Below are 17269 nucleotides of genomic sequence, written 5' to 3' on the forward strand. Positions count from 1 at the left end.
GTCACTCCGCCGGGATCTCGTCGGTGGACAGGGGGTCGACGCGGCGGTCCGACTCGGCGATCTTCACGTCGTTGATGCTCGCCTCGCGCCGCGCCATCAGGCCCGACTCGGCGAACTCCCAGTTCTCGTTGCCGTAGCTGCGCCACCACTGGCCCTCGTCGTCGCGCCACTCGTACTGGAAGCGCACGGCGATGCGGTTGTCGCTGAACGCCCACAGCGACTTGCGCAGCACGTACTCGTGCTCGCGCTCCCACTTGCGGGTCAGGAACGCCACGATCTCGTCGGTGCCGTGGACGAACTCGGACCTGTTGCGCCACACCGAGTCGGGTGTGTAGGCGCCGGCGACGCGGACCGGGTCCTTCGTGTTCCAGGCGTCCTGGGCTGCCTGCACCTTCAGGCGGGCGGTCTCGGCGGTGAACGGGGGCACGAGTTTCACGACGGTCCTTCCAACGGTTGCGCGACGCTGCAAACGTTAGAACGAAGACCTAACGGATGCAAGCCTGTGTTACCGTTAGACGTGCTGACGCCCGACGAGCCCCGTCCGGTCCTGTTGATGAACACCATCTGGGCCAACCGGTCGCATCTCCACGACGACCTGACGACTGTGGGTGGGCTTCGTGACTTCCTGGGCGTGCCGGCAGACGAGGCCGATCTGGAGGCGTTCCTGGAGCTGCGGCAGGCGCTGCGGGACCTCGCCGCCGTCATCACCGAGGACACCAGGGAGATCGCGCAGGGGCGTGATCTCGGCCGCGCGGTGGTCGCGGTCAACCGTGCGGCGCGCAGTGCCCGGCTCTGGCCGCAGCTGACCGTCGAGGACGGCGAGTTGGTGCGGCGCAACGAAAGCGAGGGATCACTCGCGGATCGCGCGCGGGCCTCGATCGCCGCGGAGGCCGTGGATCTCTTCACCGGCGCGAACCGCGTGTTGTTGCGCGCCTGCCACGCACCGGGCTGCGTGCTGTACTTCGTGAAGGACCACCCGCGCCGCGAATGGTGCTCGCCGTCGTGCGGCAACAGGGTCCGCGCGGCCCGCCACTACCGGCGCAACCGGGGGTGAATCCCCTGGTCCGAACGGGTTTTCCTGATCAGCGGGGGTAAACATGAGCCGCGCCGGTTCCGATTAAACGGACAACAGTTGGGCGCGTTCTGTGTGGTGGTGATCCGCGATGTCCCGAGAATCCGTGCCAGGTCACGACATCAGCTATCACCTCGTCTGCTTCGACGAGACCGGCAACGAGCGGGGGCGCGACAGCGCGGACGTGCTGTACGACGCCCGCAGAGGCGTCACCGACGTCTTCTTCTTCATGCACGGGTGGAACGGCGACGTGCCGGCCGCCCGCCACCAGTACGGGCAGTGGGTCCGCACGATGGCGGACTGCCGTGCCGAACGTGAAGCGGCACATGGGCTTCCTGGCGGCTTCAAGGCGTTGCTCGTCGGGCTGCACTGGCCGTCCAAGGCGTGGGGCGACGAGGACGTGCGCTCGGACGAGTTCATCAAGGCGCAGGCGAACAGGCTCGGCGGCGGCGCCGGCCGGACGGCCGCGGTGCGCACGATCGTCGAGGCCGCGCGGCAGCACCCCGGCCGGCTGTCGGCCGCGGTCAAACAGGCCTACGACTACCTGGAGAGCTCGGTGCCGGACCTGCCGGGCGAGGACGGCATGGTGTTCGACGCCGAGCAGCTCTACCGCGCGTGCCTGGAGGATCCGGCGCTGGGCGGCATCCTGTCGCCGTTGCGGATCCTGACGTTCTGGAAGATGAAGCGGCGCGCCAAGGTCTTCGGCGAGAGCGGCGCCGCGCGCATCGCCCGTGACGTCGCGCAGGCCGCACCGCAGGCCCGCATCCACCTGATGGGCCACAGCTTCGGCTGCATCACCGCGACCGCGATGGCGAACGTGGTGCCCGCCGCGACGCTGACGCTGGTGCAGGGCGCGATGTCGCTGTGGTCGTTCGCCGAACGACTGCCCGGCGAACCCGGTTCCGGCTACTTCCGCGGCGTGCTGGCCCGCGTGCCGGGCCCGATCATCGTCACCACGTCGTCGAACGACTACGCCATCGGCCGCTTCTACCCGCTGGCCGCGCGTTCGGGTCGTCAGATCGACCTCGACTCGTACCCGAAGTACGGCGGCATCGGCTCGCACGGCGTGCAGGGCACGTACGCGCACGGCCACAACATCGGATCTCCCGGCGAACTTTCGCGCGGGCAGGTGCACAACGTCGACTGCACGTCCGTGATCCGCCGCATCGACGGAATCGCGGGTGCCCACAACGACATCTGCCACCCGGAGCTCGCGCGGCTGCTCTGGAGGGCGGTGCTCGCCAGGTAGGGTTGTCCGTTTTCAGAAACACGCGTTTCCGTTGACCGCTCCGAGGAACCGGTTCTACGGTGGTGTCACCGTCGCCGCCCACCTCGGAGGACGGTCGACCATGTTACGTCCATTGTGGATAGTCGCTGTGCTGGTGCTGGCACTCGGCGCGGGAAGCCCGGCCCAGGCCGATCCCGTGCTGGTGCCCGTGTTCGACGGCAAGACGCTCGACGGCTGGACCATGCACGCCAAGGACGCGTTCGTCGTGAAGAACGGCGCGATCCACAGCCAGAAGAACGCCTCCCGTGGCTGGATCTACTACAACAGGCAGCAGTACAGGAGCTTCCGCTGGATCTTCAAGCTGCGCCAGGTCTCCGGCGACCACAAGCCGACCGTGCTGATCTGGGGCAAGATCGCGACACCGGCCCTGAACGGGCTGGGCGCCATCCAGTTCCAGCCGCCCAACGGCGGCGCGTGGGACTACCGCCCCGGCCACAACAACGGCGGCGGCAAGCTGTTCACGAAGTACCCGCACCCGAGCTGGGACGTGAAGAAGTGGGCCCAGTGCGAGATCCTCGCCGACGGTGACACCGGGATCGCGCGGATGGCGTGCTGCCCGCTGCCCGACGGCGCCGCGAAGTGCAAGGCGACCGAGGTCCTGAGGTTCGAGGACAAGAAGGAACCCGCCGGCCGCGAGGCCCCGCTCGCCATCCAGATCCACAACAAGGGCATCGAGGACGAGTACAAGGACCTCGTCGTCGAGTCTCCGGTCGCCGACCCGTCGAAGTTCCTGACGACCTAACCGAGCCGCAGCACCATCTGCGGCACCAGCGTGTTGCCCAGCGACGGCCGGAGCTCCGCGCGCAACGCGGACAGGCTCACCTGGTCGTGCGCGGGGGAGACGGCGAACCCGACCGTCGCCGCCGTCAGCACGACGCGCTGCATCGCCTGTCCGGCCCGGATCTCCGCCGCCTCACCCTGGTTGAACGTGCAGAGCACCAGCTCGGTCGGGCTCTGCACGTGCAACCAGGCCCGCTCGACCTCCGCGGCCCGCGACAGCAACCCGCGCCACGAGGCGAGCTCGGGAAAAGCAGTCCACGTGCGACGGTGCGTGCGCAGAGCGTGCAACAACGCCACCACGTCCGGCCCGGGCTCCTGGTACCCGCCCAGCCGGATGGCCGCGGCCGCGTTGTTCGCGCTCGGCCCCGGCAGCAGCGTCACGAGTGGACGGATGCCGTGCCCCTGCAACGCGAGCCGGGCGCCCAGCAGCGCCACCCCGCAGCCGAGGCGCGTCTCGCGGTCGTGCGGGACGGTGGTGTGCAGCTCGATCTGCTCGGGGCGCACCTCGAACCGCACGCCGTGGACCGAGGCTCTCGCGAGCGCGAGGACGTTGCGCACGTCCTCACCCGCCAGTCCGAGTGAGCCGGGCACAGCGATCGTCATGGTCATACTCTCCGGCCGCTCAGAGGGGTCGGCCACGGTCGAAGGTCCTCACTTGCTAGGGCCGTGCGGGGCCGAAAAGTGTGCGAATCTAGGCGGCGTGCCTGACGCGCCCGGTCGCCGCGACCTCGACGAGCTGCTCGACGAGGTCCGTGACCGCATGGACGAGATCGTCACCACCCGCGACCACATGCAGGAGCTGCTCGGCGCGGTGCTCGCCGTCGCGGCGGGGCTGGAGCTCGACTCGACGCTGCAGCGCATCGTCCAGGCCGCGGTCGACCTGGTCGGCGCCCGCTACGGGGCGTTGGGCGTGCTCGGCACCCGCGACGACCTGGCGGAGTTCGTCTACGTCGGCGTGGACGAGGCGACCCGCGCCACGATGGGCCACCTGCCGGAGGGCAAGGGCCTGCTCGGCCTGCTCATCAAGGACCCGACGCCGTTGCGGCTGCGCGACCTCTCGCAGCACGAGATGTCCGTCGGCTTCCCGCCCAACCACCCGCCGATGCGCGGCTTCCTGGGCGTGCCCGTCCGCGTGCGCGACGAGGTGTTCGGCAACCTCTACATGACCGAGAAGATCGACGCCGCCGAGTTCACCGCCGACGACGAGGCGGTCCTGCAGGCCCTCGCCGCCGCCGCGGGCATCGCCATCGAGAACGCCCGCCTGTTCGAACGCTCCCGCATGCGCGAACGCTGGCTCGAAGCCATCGGCGAGGTCAACTCCGAACTGCTCGGCGGCGCCTCCGGCGAGTACGCGCTGCGCCTCATCACCCAACGCACGGTGGAACTGGCCGGCGCCGACGCCGCGCTGGTGGTCCTCGGCGATGGCAGGCACACCCCGCTGTCCGTCGCCGCCGGCGCCGGTGCGAAGGTCGAGGACTTCGACCCCGCCGACTACGCCGTGGACGAGGTGGTGCGCTCCGGCGTCCCGTTGCTCGTCGACGACCTGGGCAAGGCGTTCGGCCCGGCGCTGGCCGTGCCGCTGCGCTCGGAGATGGGCGTGACCGGCGCGTTGCTGGTGCTGCGGCGCGGTGGCGAGACCCGCTTCCTGCCGGACCAGGTGCCGATGCTCGCGTCGTTCGCCGACCAGGCCGCCGTCGCGCTGGAGTTCGCCGAACAGCAACGCTCCCAACGCCTGCTCGACGTGCTGGAGGACCGCGACCGCATCGCCCGCGACCTGCACGACCACGTCATCCAGCGACTCTTCGTCACGGGCCTCACGCTGCAGGCCACCATGCGCCGCGTCACCGAACCCGAGGTCGCCGCCCGCCTGCAGACCGCCGTGGAGCAGCTCGACGAGACGGTCCGCGAGATCCGCACGTCCATCTTCGACCTGCACTCGACGGACAACACCTCGTTGCGCCGCCGCCTGCTCGACCTGGTGGCGGGCCTGACCGAGGCGACGCACCTCAAGCCGTCCATCCGCATGTCCGGCACCGTCGACAACTCGGTGCCACCCGAACTCGCCGAGCACGTCGAGGCCGTGGTGCGCGAAGCCGTCACCAACGCCGTCCGGCACGCCGCCGCCACCGAACTGACCGTGCTGATCGACGCCGGCGAGGACGTCGTGATCACGGTGCAGGACAACGGGGTCGGCATTCCCGCCGACGTGGCCCGCAGCGGCCTGCGCAACCTCGCGCACCGCGCGTCGCAGTTCGGCGGGTCTCTGGCGGTGCGGGCGACGGAGGGCGGCGGCGCCTGCGTGGTGTGGCGCGTGCCGCTGGGCTAGTCCGGTTTCCCGGGCTAGTGCGGCTTCTCGCCGTCCTTGCGGAACTGCGACGCGAAGACCGCAGCCTGGGTGCGGCGTTGCATGCCGAGCTTGGCGAGCAGGTGCGAGACGTAGTTCTTGACGGTCTTCTCCGCCAGGAACATGCGCTCGGCGATCTGCCGGTTCGTGAGGCCCTCGCCGATCAGGTCGAGGACCGTGCGCTCCTGCTCGCTCAGCATGCGCAGCGGGTCGCCCTCCTCGCGTTCGCGGCGGATCCTGTTGAGCAGCGCGGAGGTCGTGCGGGCGTCCAGAAGGGACTGTCCCGCCGCGACGGTGCGAACGGCGTTGACCAGGTCGGCGCCGAGGATCTGCTTCAGCACGAAACCGGAGGCGCCGGCCATGATCGCGTCGAACAGGGCCTCGTCGTCGGCGAAGCTCGTGAGCATCAGGCACTGCAGGCCCGGGATGCGGCTGCGGAGCTCCCGGCAGAGCTCGATGCCGTTGCCGTCGGGGAGCCTGATGTCGAGCACCGCCACGTCGGCCTGGGCGCCCGGCACCTTGGCCAGGGCCTCCGCCACCGACGCGGCGTCGCCGACCACCTCGAGATCGGACTCCTCGCCGAGCAGGTCCGCGATGCCGCGGCGGACGATCTCGTGGTCGTCAACGAGGAAGACACGCGTCGCCATGGGGGTCACGGTAACCCAAAGAACCCGCTCGGAGGGGACCAGCGGCAGGTGCCGCACTACGACGATCGGGCCTACTTCCGGGCCTGCGTCTTCAAGACGAAGGGCGCGGCGGCCGGGCTGCTGCGAGATTCACCCTCGCAGGCCCTGATCCGCCACGCCCTGTGCCCTGGTCGCCTGTCGTCAGGCCTGCTTGATCGCGGAGATCTCGAACTCCAGGACGACCTTCTCGCTGACCAGCACGCCGCCGGCCTCGAGAGCGGCGTTCCAGCTGACGCCGTAGTCCTTGCGGTTGATCGTGTGCGAGCCCTCGAAGCCCACGCGGGTGTTGCCGAACGGGTCGACGGCCACGCCCTCGAAGGCGAACGGGATGGTGATGTTCTTGGTGACGTCCTTGATGGTCAGGTCACCGGTGATCTCGAAGTTGTCGTCGTCGATCTGCTTCGCGGAGGTCGAGACGAACTTGATCTCCGGGTAGGTCTCGACGTCGAGGAACTCGTTCGTGGTCAGGTGGCCGTCGCGCTGCGCGTTGCGGGTGTCGATGCTCGCGGACTTCAGCGTGACCTCGGCGGTCGTGTTCTCCGGCTTGTCGCCATCGATGGTGATCTTGCCGTCGAACTCGTTGAACGCACCACGAACCTTGGTGACCATGGCGTGGCGGGCGACGAAACCGATGCGGGAGTGGGAACCGTCGATGACGTAGTCGCCGGTCAGTTCGGTGAGGTTGGTGGCGGTGGTCATGGTGTCAAGTCCTTCGGTTGCTCGATTTGGTTGAAGTGTCACTCACCCTGCCGGAACGTGGATGATGTGTCAACTATTCCCGTATGCTGGAGCGGTGACACGATGGTTGGAACCTGGACAGCAGCGGGCGTGGCGTGCCTACGTCCGCATGCAGGGGGAGCTCAATGCGCATCTGAGCAGGCAGATGTCGGTCGACTCGGACCTTTCGATGGCCGACTTCACCGTGCTCGTGCAGCTCACGGACACGCCCGATGAGCGCGTGCGGGTCTTGGAGCTCGCCCGGTCGTTGCACTGGGAGAAGAGCCGTATCTCACATCACGTCGCGCGGATGGAGAAGCGCGGCCTGGTGCGCCGGGAGAACTGCCGCAGCGACGGGCGCGGGTCGTTCGTCGTGCTGACGGACGAGGGCAGGGCGGCGATCGAGGCGGCAGCCCCGTCGCACGCCGAGACCGTGCACCGGCTGGTGTTCGACCTGCTCAGCGACTCCGAGGTGGTGGCGTTGCAGGAGATCTCCGAGAAGATCTTCGAGCGCTTAACGACAGGAGAATGTGCGGCGGTAATCGCTCGGTGCGACGCCGACGACCCGGTGGAAGTGGTGCCGGAGGAGAGCGGCTGTCCCGAAGCCTGACCTGGTCGCGACCGCGTCGACGTCCAGGTCGGTCTCTTCCAGCAGCCTGCGCGCGTGCAGCACCCGTTGGAGCGACAGCCACTTGTTCGGGGTGGTGCCGGTCTCCGCGGCGAACCGGCGCGCGAAGGTCCGTTCGGACATGACGGCGAGCTTCGCCATCGTGGCGACCGTGTGGTTGTCCGCGATCGTGTCGAGCACCCGTTCCAGCACCGGCTCGAGGCTGTCCGCGCTGCACTCGGGGATGGGCAGCTCCACGAACTGCCGCTGACCGCCGTCGCGCTGCGGGGCCACGACCATCCGGCGCGCGATCGTGTTGGCGATCTTGGTGCCCAGCTCGCGGCGCACGAGGTGCAGGCACGCGTCGATGCCCGCCGCGGTGCCGGCGCTGGTGATGATGTCGCCGTCGTCCACGAAGAGCACGTCGGCGTCGAGCTGAGCCTTGGGGAAGCGCTCCTTGAACGTGCGCGCCTCACGCCAGTGCGTGGTGCAGTGCCGGTCGTCGAGCAGGCCCGCGGCGCCGAGGATGAACGCCCCGCTGCACACGCTGAGCAACGTCGCGTCGGTCTCGCGCAGCGCCTTGACCAGCTTCTCCGGGTACTCGTCCCGCACGCTGGCGGCGGGCAGCGCGACGAGGTCGACGCTCTGCAGCGCGTCGAACCCGTGTTCCGGCGTGATGCTCACGCCGCGGATGTTCGTCGGCACCGGTTCGTTCGGGGTCTCCCCGCACACCCGGAAGTCGACCAGCGGCACGCCCTCCTCGGTGCGGTCGACGCCGAACACCTCGCAGAGCAGGCCGAACTCGAACGGCGCGACGCCGTCGATGAGCGGGACCGCCACGGATCGGAGCATGGCAGGATTTTAGCGCGCAGCGTCAGATCTGCCACTGTTGGCGGGATATTGCTGGCCGCAAACTTACTGACATGACTCTTGCAGCGATCGTCCTGGCAGTGGCAGCACTCTCCGTCTGGCTCGACCGGCACCGCGACCGCAACGCCGGCCTGGCAGGCTCCTCCGACGTCAACGACCGCGACCGCGTCCGCGTGCGCGACGACCTGAGGTACCTCACCTGAGTCGCGTGGACCCGATCTGGGGCTCCGGTCCCGTGTAGCGGGCGACCGGCCGGATGATCTTCTTGTCCTCGGACTGCTCGAGGGCGTTGGCGCACCATCCGACCACCCGGCTGCACGCGAACGTCGGCGTGAACATCTCGCGCGGGATCCCGCACTGCTCCATCACCACGCCGGCGTGGAACTCCACGTTCGCGTACAGCTGCCGGCCGGGCTTGAGCTCGGCCAGCAGCTCCGTGACCCTGCGCTCGACGGTGACCGCGAACTCGGTGAGCGCGGTCGGCTGCTCCAGCGCGATCTCCTTGAGCAGGCGCGCCCGCGGGTCCTCCGTCTTGTAGACGGCGTGGCCGAAGCCCATGATCCGGTCGCCGTGCTCGATGCGTTCACGCACCCACGCGTCGATGTTGTCCGGCGACCCGATGAGGTCCAGCGCCTCCAGCGCCCGGTCCGGCGCGCCCCCGTGCAACGGCCCGGAGAACGTCCCGATCGCCGCCGTCACCGCCGACACGACGTCGGACCCCGCGCTCGCCACGACGCGTGCGGTGAACGTTGACGCGTTGAAGCCGTGGTCGATCGTCGCGATCAAGTACTGCTCGACAGCACGACTCGTCCACGTTGACGGCTCCTGTCCAGTCAACATGTACAACCAGTTCGCCGACGTTGACAAATCAACCCTGGGGTTGATCGCGTCAAGTCCACAGTTGATTCGGTGCAGTGCAGCCAGGATGGTCGGCGTCATCGCGCTGACCTTGAGCGCGTCCGCCTTCCGCTCGTTCATCGGCGCGTCCCACATCGGCTGGCTCGGCAGCATCGACAACGCGGTCCGCAGCCCGGCCAGCGCCGTGCATCCCGACCGTGCGATGGCGGGCAGCACCTCGCTGATCGACGCCGGTAGCCGGCGCAGCTCAGCGGTCTGCCGGGCGAACGCGGCGGCCTCCTCGGCGGACGGCAGCCTGCCCTCGGTGAAGAGGAACCACACCTCCTCGAACGACCGCGTCCTGGCCAGGTCGATCGCGTCGTGCTCGCGGTAGTGGTAGTAGCCCGCGGCCCCGTTCACGTCCCCGATCCGGGTGGTCGTGACGACGACGTCTTTAAGCCCTTTGGGTGCATCAATCAACATGCACAACAGGCTCCGTCAACATGTCCTGTACAGTCAACGTTGATGGAATCAATGTTGACGACGAATCAAGCTGCCCGTCGCCTGGGCGTGAAACCGGCGACGGTCTACGCGTACGTCAGCCGCGGCCTTCTGACCAGCGAGAAGGTCAACCGTTCCAGCATGTTCGACGTGGCCGAGGTGGAGGCCCTGGCGCAACGCACTGGTGCCCGCGGAGCAGTGGCCGCTGTGACCGATCGCATCCGCACCAGGATCTCGTTGCTGGAGCACGACCGCCTGTACTACCGGGGCAGGCCGGTTCCCGAGATGGCCGCCACGAAGCGCTTCGAGGACGTCGCCCACTGGCTGTGGACCGGGATCGACTCCGTGAACGTCCAGTTCCCCGAGGGCCAGGAGATCTGGATGGCCCTCCCCGACAGTGCCACACTCACCGACCGGGTCAGGGTGGCCATCGCGCTGGCGAGCGTCGGCGATCCGCTCCGGTACGACCTGGACCGCGCCACCACCAGCGCCAAGTCGCTGATCGCCGACGTGGTCGAGTCCCTGCCGCTGGTCGGGCGGCCCACCGGCACCGACATCGCGGAGCGCCTCTGGGCCCGCCTCTCCCCAGAACCAGCTCAGACCGACCTGTTGAACGCGGCGCTGATCCTGCTCGCCGACCACGACCTGGCCATCTCGACCATGGCCGCGAGGGTCGCCGCCTCCGCGCACGCGCACCCGTACGCCGTGGTGTCCGCCGGCATGGGCGCCATGGAAGGCCAGAAGCACGGCACCGCGACGACGATCGCGCACCGGTTCCTGATGCAGGCCGAGTCCGACGCGATGGGGACGGTGGCCGAGCACCTGCGGGCCGGGCAGCCGATTCCGGGGTTCGGGCACCGGGTCTACCAGCAGCGCGATCCGCGAGCCGACTACCTGCTGGCCGAGTTGCGGCGGCACGGGGGCCTGGTGGCGGACAAGGTGATCGCCACCCAGCCGCAGGGCTTCCCGAACGTCGACCTGGCGCTGGCGCAGTTCGCGCTGATGTTCAAGATGGCGCCCGACGCAGGCGAGGCCATCTTCGCGATCGCCCGCATCGTGGGCTGGATCGCGCACGCGATGGAGGAGTACAAGGAGCCGGGCCTGCGCTTCCGCGCGATGGGCGTCTACACGGGCGACCGGCCGTAAAGCCCGCGGTGCCAGGCGACCCCCAGGACGCCTGGCACCTCAGCGCGAGCTCACTCCGGCAGGCCGGCGTGGTCCTCCCCGGCGAACGCGAGGATCCGCGCGGTGGTCAGCTCGGGTTCCTCCAGGTTCAGCGCGTGGGTCGCCCTGGGCACGATCTCGGTGCGCACGCGCGGGACGAGCGACTCGACGCGCGCGGCGAGCTCCCGTGCGTTGATCAGCGAGCGCTCGCCCAGGACGAAGGAGGTCGGCACGTCGATCGACCGCAGCTCGTCGTCGGTGAACACGTGCTGCGGAGCCATCTGGATCTTGAACTTCATGCCGCGGAACACCAACGGGCGCATCGTGTGGCGCACGGAGGGATCGCCGGCGCTCATCCGGCGCAGGATCGCGGCGGGCAGCCACCAGCGGGCCAGTTCGCCGATGCTCCAGAGGACGAACTTCCGGAAGGCGATCCCGAACCCGCCCGGCTCGAAGGCGAGGACGCCCGCGACCCCGGCAGGACGCCGGGTGGCGAGGTTGAGCGCCAGGCAGGCGCCGCGCGACATCCCGACCAGGTGAACCCTCTCGTGGCCGAGGCCCGCGAGGACGTCGGCGAGCCAGTCCGCCTCGTCGTCGGTGTTCTCGAGGGGCCGGGTCTGGACCGAGCGCCCCGGTTCGCCGATCGTGTCGACGGCGTACAGGGTGTGCCGCGCCGCCAGCTCGGCGGCCCAGGGGTACCAGGACAGCGACGTGCCCATGGCGCCGTGCAGCAGCACGATCGGCGGGCCGGTACCGCTGCGCCGGACGCGGGTCGCACCGAACCGCGTCTCCACGTCCAACTCCTCCGACGGCACCGGCCACTTCCGCCGGATCGCCTCGTACGTGGCGAAGTAGCGGTCCGCTGCCTTCTGCTTCACGAACTTCCCGACCATCACACCCCCAGGTGGTTTTCCAATGCAGATGCAATGTAACAGCGGCGCGTGATGCCGTCGACACCCGCCGCTGTGCCAGAGTGATCACATGCCCAAACGCGTTGACCACGACGAGAAGCGGCGTGACCTCGCGGAGGCGCTCTTCCGGATCGCATCGGCGAAAGGCCTGCAGGCGGTGACGTTGCGCGCGGTCGCGGCGGAGGCGGGCGTGTCGATGTTCCAGATCCAGTACTACTTCCCGACCAAGGAGGAGATGCTGCGCCACGCCTGGCGGCGGATCACCGAGCTGGGCGCCGAACGTGCCGGGAAGGGCATCGCGGAGGCAGCCGAGACAGGCGACGAACGTGCCGTCATCCGCGCGTGCGTGCTCGGTGTCCTGCCCACGGACGAACGCACCCGCATGCTGTGCGCGGTGCAGATCGCCTACTTCGCCGTGGACGTCACGCGCGGCAGCCAGGCGCCGGACCAGCAGGCCATGTACCCGCACCTCGTGCGCCTGATCGCCGACCAGCTCGGACATGCGCGCGAACGCGGCCGGATCTCACCGGGACTCGACCTCCAGTTGGAGGCGGACGCGCTGGCGATCATGACCGCCGGCCTGCTCAGCGCGATGCTCGTCGACGCCTACGACGCGACCAGGGCCGCGGAGATCGTCGACTACCGGCTCGACCGGCTGTTCACCGGCTGACGAACTCCTCTTGGCCGCTGGCGTGATCGCCACGGGAAGCGGACCATGAAAACCATGAGATTGTCCGCAGTGGACAACCTGAAGGTGATCCTGGTGGCGTGGGTCATCGGCGGTCACGCGCTGCTCGGCTACTCCGCGATCGGCGGCTGGCCCTACGACGAGGTCAACGAGGTCACGTTCCACCCCGGCGTCGAGACGGTGCTGGCGGCGGTGATCGGGCCGTCCGGGTTGTTCTTCATGGGCACGTTCTACTTCATGGCCGGGATCTTCACGCCCGGCTCGATCGAACGCAAAGGGCGGCAGCGGTTCATCGCCGAACGGCTGGTGCGGCTGGGAACGCCGTGGGTGGTCAGCGCGCTGGTGGTGTGGCCGACGTTCGTGTGGCTCGCCTACAACGGCGCCGGGCGCGACGTGACGTGGTGGCAGGCGTTCACGGGACGCGAACCGTTCCTGGACAGCGGTTCGCTGTGGTTCGTGGGCGTGCTGCTGATCTTCAGCGTCGGCATCGCGCTGGCGCCGCCCATCAGGCAACGCACCATCACCACGCGGACCGTCCTCGGCATGACGGCCCTCGTGGCCGGCACGACCTTCCTGACGCGGCTGGTGTTCCCGGCCCGCAGCGGGCAGGTCGGCGACCTGCACCTGTGGTGGTGGCCGCAGTGCCTGGGGATGTTGCTGCTCGGCGCCATCGGCGGGCGCAAGCTCGCGGAACGCGTGCCGGACGAGATCTACCGCATGACGCGCAACGTCGTCATCGGCACCATCGCGCTGCTGCCGGTCGCGGCGGCGTTGCTCGGGGTGCTGGACCTCGCGAAGAACGCCGAGCCGTTCCTCGGCGGGTGGCGGTGGCAGGCCGTCGTGCTCGCGCTGGTCGAAGGAATCCTGGTGGTGGCCGGGAGTCTGTGGCTGATCGGGCTGGCGCAGCGGCGGTTGACGCGCCAGGGACCCTTCGTCGAGGGGCTGGCGCGGTCCGCTTACGTTGCGTTCGTCGTGCAGGGGCCCATCTTGCTGGCACTGGCCACGGGGCTGAGGGCGCTCCCGGCACCCGCCGAGGTCAAGGCCCCGTTGGTGGGGGCCGGTGCCATCGCGTTGTCGTTCGCCATCGGCTGGGTGGTCACTTCACGCCGAGGCGCTTCAGCACGCTCGTCGTGATGCCGGCGGAGTCCAGGCCGTGGGCGCGCAGGATGCGTGCCCTGGAGTCGTGCGGCAGGAAACGGGGCGGCAGCGCGAAAGTCGCCACGCACGTGGACGTCCCGGCCAGCGCCTGACCGAGCCGGGCCCCGAGCGCACCTGTCGACGTGGTGTCCTCCACCGCCAGCACCAGGCGGTGCCGGCCGCTGAACTTCACCAGGTGCGGGTCGAGGGGCGCGATCCAGCGCGGGTCCACGACGTCCACGCGGACGTCGTGCGAGGCGAGCTCCTCCGCCGCCGCCAGGCACGGTCCCGCGAGCGGGCCCACCGAGATCAGCAGCACCTCGGCGTCCGGGACCTCGCGCAGGACGTCGAAGTGGCCCACGTGGCGCATCGCGGGGACGTCGGGGCCCAGCGCCGCCTTGGGGTAGCGGACGACCGTGGGACCGTCCGAGACCTCGACGGCCTCGCGCAGCAGCGTGGCCAGCGAGGACGGGTCACGCGGGGCGGCGAGGCGCAGGCCCGGGACCACCGGGAGGATCGACGCGTCCCACATGCCGTGGTGCGACGCGCCGTCCGCGCCCGTCACGCCGGCCCGGTCCAGCACGAACGTCACGGGCAGGCGGTGCAGCGCGACGTCCATCAGGAGCTGGTCGAAGGCCCGCGACAGGAAGGTGGCGTAGATCGCCACCACCGGGTGCAGGCCACCCATCGCCATGCCCGCGGCGGACGTCACGGCGTGCTGCTCGGCGATGCCCACGTCGAAGATCCGCGACGGAAAGGCCTCGGAGAACGGGCGCAGGCCCACGGGTTCGAGCATCGCGGCGGTCACGCACACCACGTCCGGGCGGTCGGACCCGATCGCCACGATCTCGTCGGCGAACGCGTCGGTCCACGTCCGGCTCGACGCCGCCCCCGACGCACCCACCGCGTGCATGCGGTCGGCCTCGTCGGACTCGGCGGCCGGATACCCCTTGCCCTTCACGGTCCTGCAGTGCACGACCACCGGCCGGCCGAGGGTCTTGGCCTCCCACAAAGCGTTCTCGACGGCGTGCACGTCGTGGCCGTCGACCTCGCCGATGTACGCCAGGCCCAGCGACTCGAACAACGCCCGCGCCGACCCCGCCAGCAACGACGCCGCGAGGCCGCCGGCCGTCGGGTCGTACGACCGGCCGTTGTCGTTCAGCAGCACCACCACCGGACGCGAGGAGCCGCCGATGTTGTTCAACGCCTCCCAGCACATGCCCCCGGTCAGGGCGCCGTCCCCGACGATCGCGACGACCCGGCGTTCGGCGGACGCCAGCTCGAACGCCTTGGCCAGACCGTCCGCATAGGACAGTGCGGTCGACGCGTGCGAGTTCTCGATGACGTCGTGCGCGGACTCGGCCGCCGACGGATACCCCGACAGCCCACCGGCCTGCCGCAACGAGTCGAACTCCGCGCACCGGCCCGTCAGCATCTTGTGCACGTACGACTGGTGACCGGTGTCGAACAGCACCACGTCCACCGGCGACGTGAAGACCCGGTGCACCGCGATCGTCAGCTCGACGGCACCCAGGTTCGGCCCGAGATGCCCGCCGGTCCGGTGCACCTTGGAGATCAGGAACGACCGGATCTCCGCAGCCAGCGAAGAAAGCTCGGACGACGACAGCGCGCGCACGTCCGCAGGGGAGGAGATGTCAGCCAGCACGGCGCACCGCCAACGGCAGCGTGAACGCGATCGTCTCCGTCGCTGTCGTGTGTGTGGACACCGTCACGGACCCCAGGGCCTCCAACGCCGCCACGACCTCGTCCACCAGCTCGGGCGGCGCCGACGCACCGGCCGACAACCCGACCGAGGACACCCCGGCGAGCCACGCCGGGTCGATCTCCGAGGCGTCGTCGATCAGGTACGCGGGTGTGCCACCGCGGGCGGCCAGCTCGACCATCCGCACCGAGTTGGACGAGTTCTTCGACCCCACCACCAGCACCAGGTCCGACTGCTCCGCCACCTCGCGGATCGCGATCTGCCGGTTCGTGGTGGCGTAGCAGATGTCGTCCGAACCAGGCCCGCGCAGCTGCGGGAACTTCCGCTCCAGTGCCGCGATGACCTCCAGCGTCTCGTCCACCGCCAACGTCGTCTGCGTCAGGTACGAGACCGGCCCGGTGATGTCCAGCGCGAGTACGTCCTCGACCGTTTCCACCAGCACCATCTGGTCCGGCGCCTCGCCGAGCGTGCCTTCGACCTCCTCGTGCCCGGCATGCCCGATCAGCACGATGGTGTCGCCGCGCTCGGCGAACCGCCGAGCCTCGGAGTGCACCTTCGTCACCAACGGACAGGTCGCGTCCAGCACGTCCAAGTCCCGCAGACGGGCCTCCGCGCGCACGGCAGGAGATACGCCGTGCGCGGAAAAGACCGCCGTGGCACCGAAAGGCACCTCGGACAGCTCCTCCACGAACACGGCGCCACGAGCCTCCAGCGAACGCACGACGTGAACGTTGTGCACGATCTGCTTGCGCACGTAGATGGGGCCGCCGCGTTGGTCGAGCAGTCGTTCCACGATCTCGATGGCGCGCTCCACCCCGGCGCAGAACGACCGGGGTGACGCGAGCAGCACCGAACGCGGCGGGTGTTCCGTCATCTAACGCCTTCCCGAGCAGGGTTTCAGTGGTCCCGGTGTGTCACGAGCTGGGCGAGCGTGCCGAGCTCCACGGCCGCCCGCGCGGTCGGCGAAGCCTCGCCGAGGTGCAGCAGCGCCCGCGTGTGCAGCTCGTCCGCCTGCGTCTGGCTCCACGCGCGCCCACCGGCCAGATCGACCAGATGAGCCGCCCGCGCCAGCGTTTCCGCGTTCATCTCCTGCGACCCGAGGTACAGCACCCCGAGCTCCTCGGCGGCGGGCACACCGGCGGTCAGCGCGCGCACGACCGGCAGGGACTTCTTGCGGTTCACCAGATCCGAGTGCACGGCCTTGCCCGTCACCTCCGGGTCGCCCCAGATGCCGAGCAGGTCGTCCACGTGCTGGAACGCGAGCCCGAGCTCGGCGCCGAACCCGCGCATCGCCTCGACCTGCTCGTCGGACCCGCCGCCGTACAGCGCGCCCAACGCCGTCGAGGCACCGAGCAGAGCGCCCGTCTTGCCGCGCGCCATCCGTTCGACCTCGGCCACCGACACGTCGTTGCGCGTCTCGAAGTCCAGGTCGTACGCCTGCCCGTCGAGCAACGCCACGGTGGCGTCCCCGAGCGTCCTGATCGCCTCCATCGACCGCGGATGCCCCGACGCCGCCAGGACGTCCACGGCCAGCGCTTGCAACGCGTCACCGGCCAGGATCGCCGCGTTCACGCCGAACACCGTCCACGCCGTGGGCCGGTGCCGCCGCGTCGTGTCGCGGTCCATCACGTCGTCGTGCAGCAACGAGAAGTTGTGGATCAGCTCCACCGCGACCGCCGCCGGCACCGCGGACGACGCGGTGCCGCCGACGGCCTCGGCCGCCAGCAGCACCAACGCGGGACGGATCGCCTTGCCGCCGTTCTCCAGCACCGGGTTGCCGTACTCGTCGCGCCACCCGTGGTGGTACTCCGCGACGCCCCGCAACGACGGCGGCAGCTGGTCGACGGCCTTGCGCAGAGCCGGCAGCACGAGGCTGCGGCTCCACGCGAGGACCTCGCCGGACGGACGCCCGGCGGCCAACGCTTCGGTCATCTCCGCTGTCAT

General features: G+C 69.7%; 19 protein-coding genes. 9 read left to right on the forward strand and 10 right to left on the reverse strand.

What is annotated here, in order from left to right:
- Position 1: 1 nt before the first annotated feature.
- Complete coding sequence (locus ACQEU1_RS42295) at positions 2 to 436, reverse strand: nuclear transport factor 2 family protein (protein WP_433215518.1); 435 nt, start codon at positions 434 to 436, stop codon at positions 2 to 4.
- 117 nt (positions 437 to 553) lie between these two features.
- Here ACQEU1_RS42295 and ACQEU1_RS42300 point away from each other — a divergent pair, with 117 nt between their 5' ends.
- The 3 genes from ACQEU1_RS42300 (at position 554) to ACQEU1_RS42310 (ending at position 3102) form a co-directional block, all read left to right on the forward strand.
- Positions 554 to 1054 carry a CGNR zinc finger domain-containing protein gene (locus tag ACQEU1_RS42300; protein ID WP_433215520.1) on the forward strand — a complete coding sequence of 167 codons (501 nt, stop codon included), beginning with the start codon at positions 554 to 556 and terminating at the stop codon, positions 1052 to 1054.
- A gap of 109 nt (positions 1055 to 1163) precedes the next feature.
- Positions 1164 to 2321, forward strand: a complete 1158-nt coding sequence (locus ACQEU1_RS42305; protein WP_433215523.1) for a hypothetical protein — start codon at positions 1164 to 1166, stop codon at positions 2319 to 2321.
- Positions 2322 to 2433: 112 nt separating this feature from the next.
- Positions 2434 to 3102 carry a family 16 glycoside hydrolase gene (locus ACQEU1_RS42310; RefSeq protein WP_433215526.1) on the forward strand — a complete coding sequence of 223 codons (669 nt, stop codon included), beginning with the start codon at positions 2434 to 2436 and terminating at the stop codon, positions 3100 to 3102.
- On the opposite strand, the gene ACQEU1_RS42315 is transcribed toward ACQEU1_RS42310, so the two are convergent.
- Positions 3099 to 3743, reverse strand: a complete 645-nt coding sequence (locus ACQEU1_RS42315) for a hypothetical protein (protein WP_433215529.1) — start codon at positions 3741 to 3743, stop codon at positions 3099 to 3101. The genes ACQEU1_RS42310 and ACQEU1_RS42315 overlap by 4 nt on opposite strands.
- A gap of 157 nt (positions 3744 to 3900) precedes the next feature.
- Here ACQEU1_RS42315 and ACQEU1_RS42320 point away from each other — a divergent pair, with 157 nt between their 5' ends.
- Positions 3901 to 5466, forward strand: a complete 1566-nt coding sequence (locus ACQEU1_RS42320; RefSeq protein WP_433217071.1) for a sensor histidine kinase — start codon at positions 3901 to 3903, stop codon at positions 5464 to 5466.
- Between the two features lie 14 nt (positions 5467 to 5480).
- Here ACQEU1_RS42320 and ACQEU1_RS42325 read toward each other — a convergent pair whose 3' ends face one another.
- Both ACQEU1_RS42325 and ACQEU1_RS42330 read right to left on the reverse strand, forming a co-directional pair.
- Complete coding sequence (locus ACQEU1_RS42325; protein WP_433215532.1) at positions 5481 to 6131, reverse strand: response regulator transcription factor; 651 nt, start codon at positions 6129 to 6131, stop codon at positions 5481 to 5483.
- Positions 6132 to 6311: 180 nt separating this feature from the next.
- On the reverse strand, positions 6312 to 6869 hold the full coding sequence (locus ACQEU1_RS42330) for a YceI family protein (RefSeq protein WP_433215534.1): 558 nt from the start codon (positions 6867 to 6869) through the stop codon (positions 6312 to 6314).
- A gap of 94 nt (positions 6870 to 6963) precedes the next feature.
- Between ACQEU1_RS42330 and ACQEU1_RS42335 the strand changes: the two genes are divergently transcribed.
- Positions 6964 to 7497 carry a MarR family winged helix-turn-helix transcriptional regulator gene (locus ACQEU1_RS42335; RefSeq protein WP_433215537.1) on the forward strand — a complete coding sequence of 178 codons (534 nt, stop codon included), beginning with the start codon at positions 6964 to 6966 and terminating at the stop codon, positions 7495 to 7497.
- Here ACQEU1_RS42335 and ACQEU1_RS42340 read toward each other — a convergent pair.
- A complete protein-coding gene (locus ACQEU1_RS42340) occupies positions 7402 to 8346 on the reverse strand; it encodes a GlxA family transcriptional regulator (protein ID WP_433215540.1) in 945 nt (314 codons plus the stop codon). The two genes, ACQEU1_RS42335 and ACQEU1_RS42340, sit on opposite strands and share 96 nt — an antisense overlap.
- 71 nt (positions 8347 to 8417) lie before the next feature.
- Between ACQEU1_RS42340 and ACQEU1_RS42345 the strand changes: the two genes are divergently transcribed.
- Positions 8418 to 8567 (forward strand): hypothetical protein, encoded by a 150-nt coding sequence (locus tag ACQEU1_RS42345; RefSeq protein WP_433215543.1) that lies wholly within the window; start codon positions 8418 to 8420, stop codon positions 8565 to 8567.
- Here ACQEU1_RS42345 and ACQEU1_RS42350 read toward each other — a convergent pair.
- Positions 8560 to 9684, reverse strand: coding sequence for a citrate/2-methylcitrate synthase (locus tag ACQEU1_RS42350; protein WP_433215546.1), 1125 nt, complete (start codon positions 9682 to 9684; stop codon positions 8560 to 8562). The two genes, ACQEU1_RS42345 and ACQEU1_RS42350, sit on opposite strands and share 8 nt — an antisense overlap.
- Before the next feature lie 42 nt (positions 9685 to 9726).
- Between ACQEU1_RS42350 and ACQEU1_RS42355 the strand changes: the two genes are divergently transcribed.
- Complete coding sequence (locus ACQEU1_RS42355; RefSeq protein ID WP_433215549.1) at positions 9727 to 10848, forward strand: citrate synthase; 1122 nt, start codon at positions 9727 to 9729, stop codon at positions 10846 to 10848.
- Positions 10849 to 10898: 50 nt separating this feature from the next.
- Here the strand turns inward: ACQEU1_RS42355 and ACQEU1_RS42360 are convergent, their stop codons facing one another.
- Positions 10899 to 11759, reverse strand: coding sequence for an alpha/beta fold hydrolase (locus tag ACQEU1_RS42360; protein ID WP_433215552.1), 861 nt, complete (start codon positions 11757 to 11759; stop codon positions 10899 to 10901).
- Between the two features lie 88 nt (positions 11760 to 11847).
- Here ACQEU1_RS42360 and ACQEU1_RS42365 point away from each other — a divergent pair, with 88 nt between their 5' ends.
- Positions 11848 to 12447, forward strand: coding sequence for a TetR/AcrR family transcriptional regulator (locus ACQEU1_RS42365; protein WP_433215555.1), 600 nt, complete (start codon positions 11848 to 11850; stop codon positions 12445 to 12447).
- 54 nt (positions 12448 to 12501) lie between these two features.
- The gene (locus ACQEU1_RS42370) at positions 12502 to 13599 is read left to right on the forward strand and encodes an acyltransferase family protein (protein ID WP_433215558.1); all 1098 of its coding nucleotides are present in this window, start codon (positions 12502 to 12504) and stop codon (positions 13597 to 13599) included.
- Here the strand turns inward: ACQEU1_RS42370 and ACQEU1_RS42375 are convergent.
- From ACQEU1_RS42375 to ACQEU1_RS42385, 3 genes are read right to left on the reverse strand one after another with little or no spacing between them, the layout of a single operon-like run.
- Positions 13562 to 15268: a 1-deoxy-D-xylulose-5-phosphate synthase gene (locus ACQEU1_RS42375; RefSeq protein ID WP_433215561.1), complete on the reverse strand. Its 1707-nt coding sequence runs from the start codon at positions 15266 to 15268 to the stop codon at positions 13562 to 13564. The two genes, ACQEU1_RS42370 and ACQEU1_RS42375, sit on opposite strands and share 38 nt — an antisense overlap.
- Positions 15258 to 16199 (reverse strand): 4-hydroxy-3-methylbut-2-enyl diphosphate reductase, encoded by a 942-nt coding sequence (gene ispH, locus ACQEU1_RS42380; RefSeq protein WP_433215564.1) that lies wholly within the window; start codon positions 16197 to 16199, stop codon positions 15258 to 15260. The genes ACQEU1_RS42375 and ispH overlap by 11 nt, the downstream gene beginning before the upstream one ends.
- 23 nt (positions 16200 to 16222) lie before the next feature.
- The gene (locus tag ACQEU1_RS42385; protein WP_433215567.1) at positions 16223 to 17257 is read right to left on the reverse strand and encodes a family 2 encapsulin nanocompartment cargo protein polyprenyl transferase; all 1035 of its coding nucleotides are present in this window, start codon (positions 17255 to 17257) and stop codon (positions 16223 to 16225) included.
- Between the last annotated feature and the right edge of the window lie 12 nt (positions 17258 to 17269).

Source organism: Lentzea sp. CA-135723 (assembly GCF_050936595.1).
GTDB lineage: Bacteria > Actinomycetota > Actinomycetes > Mycobacteriales > Pseudonocardiaceae > Lentzea.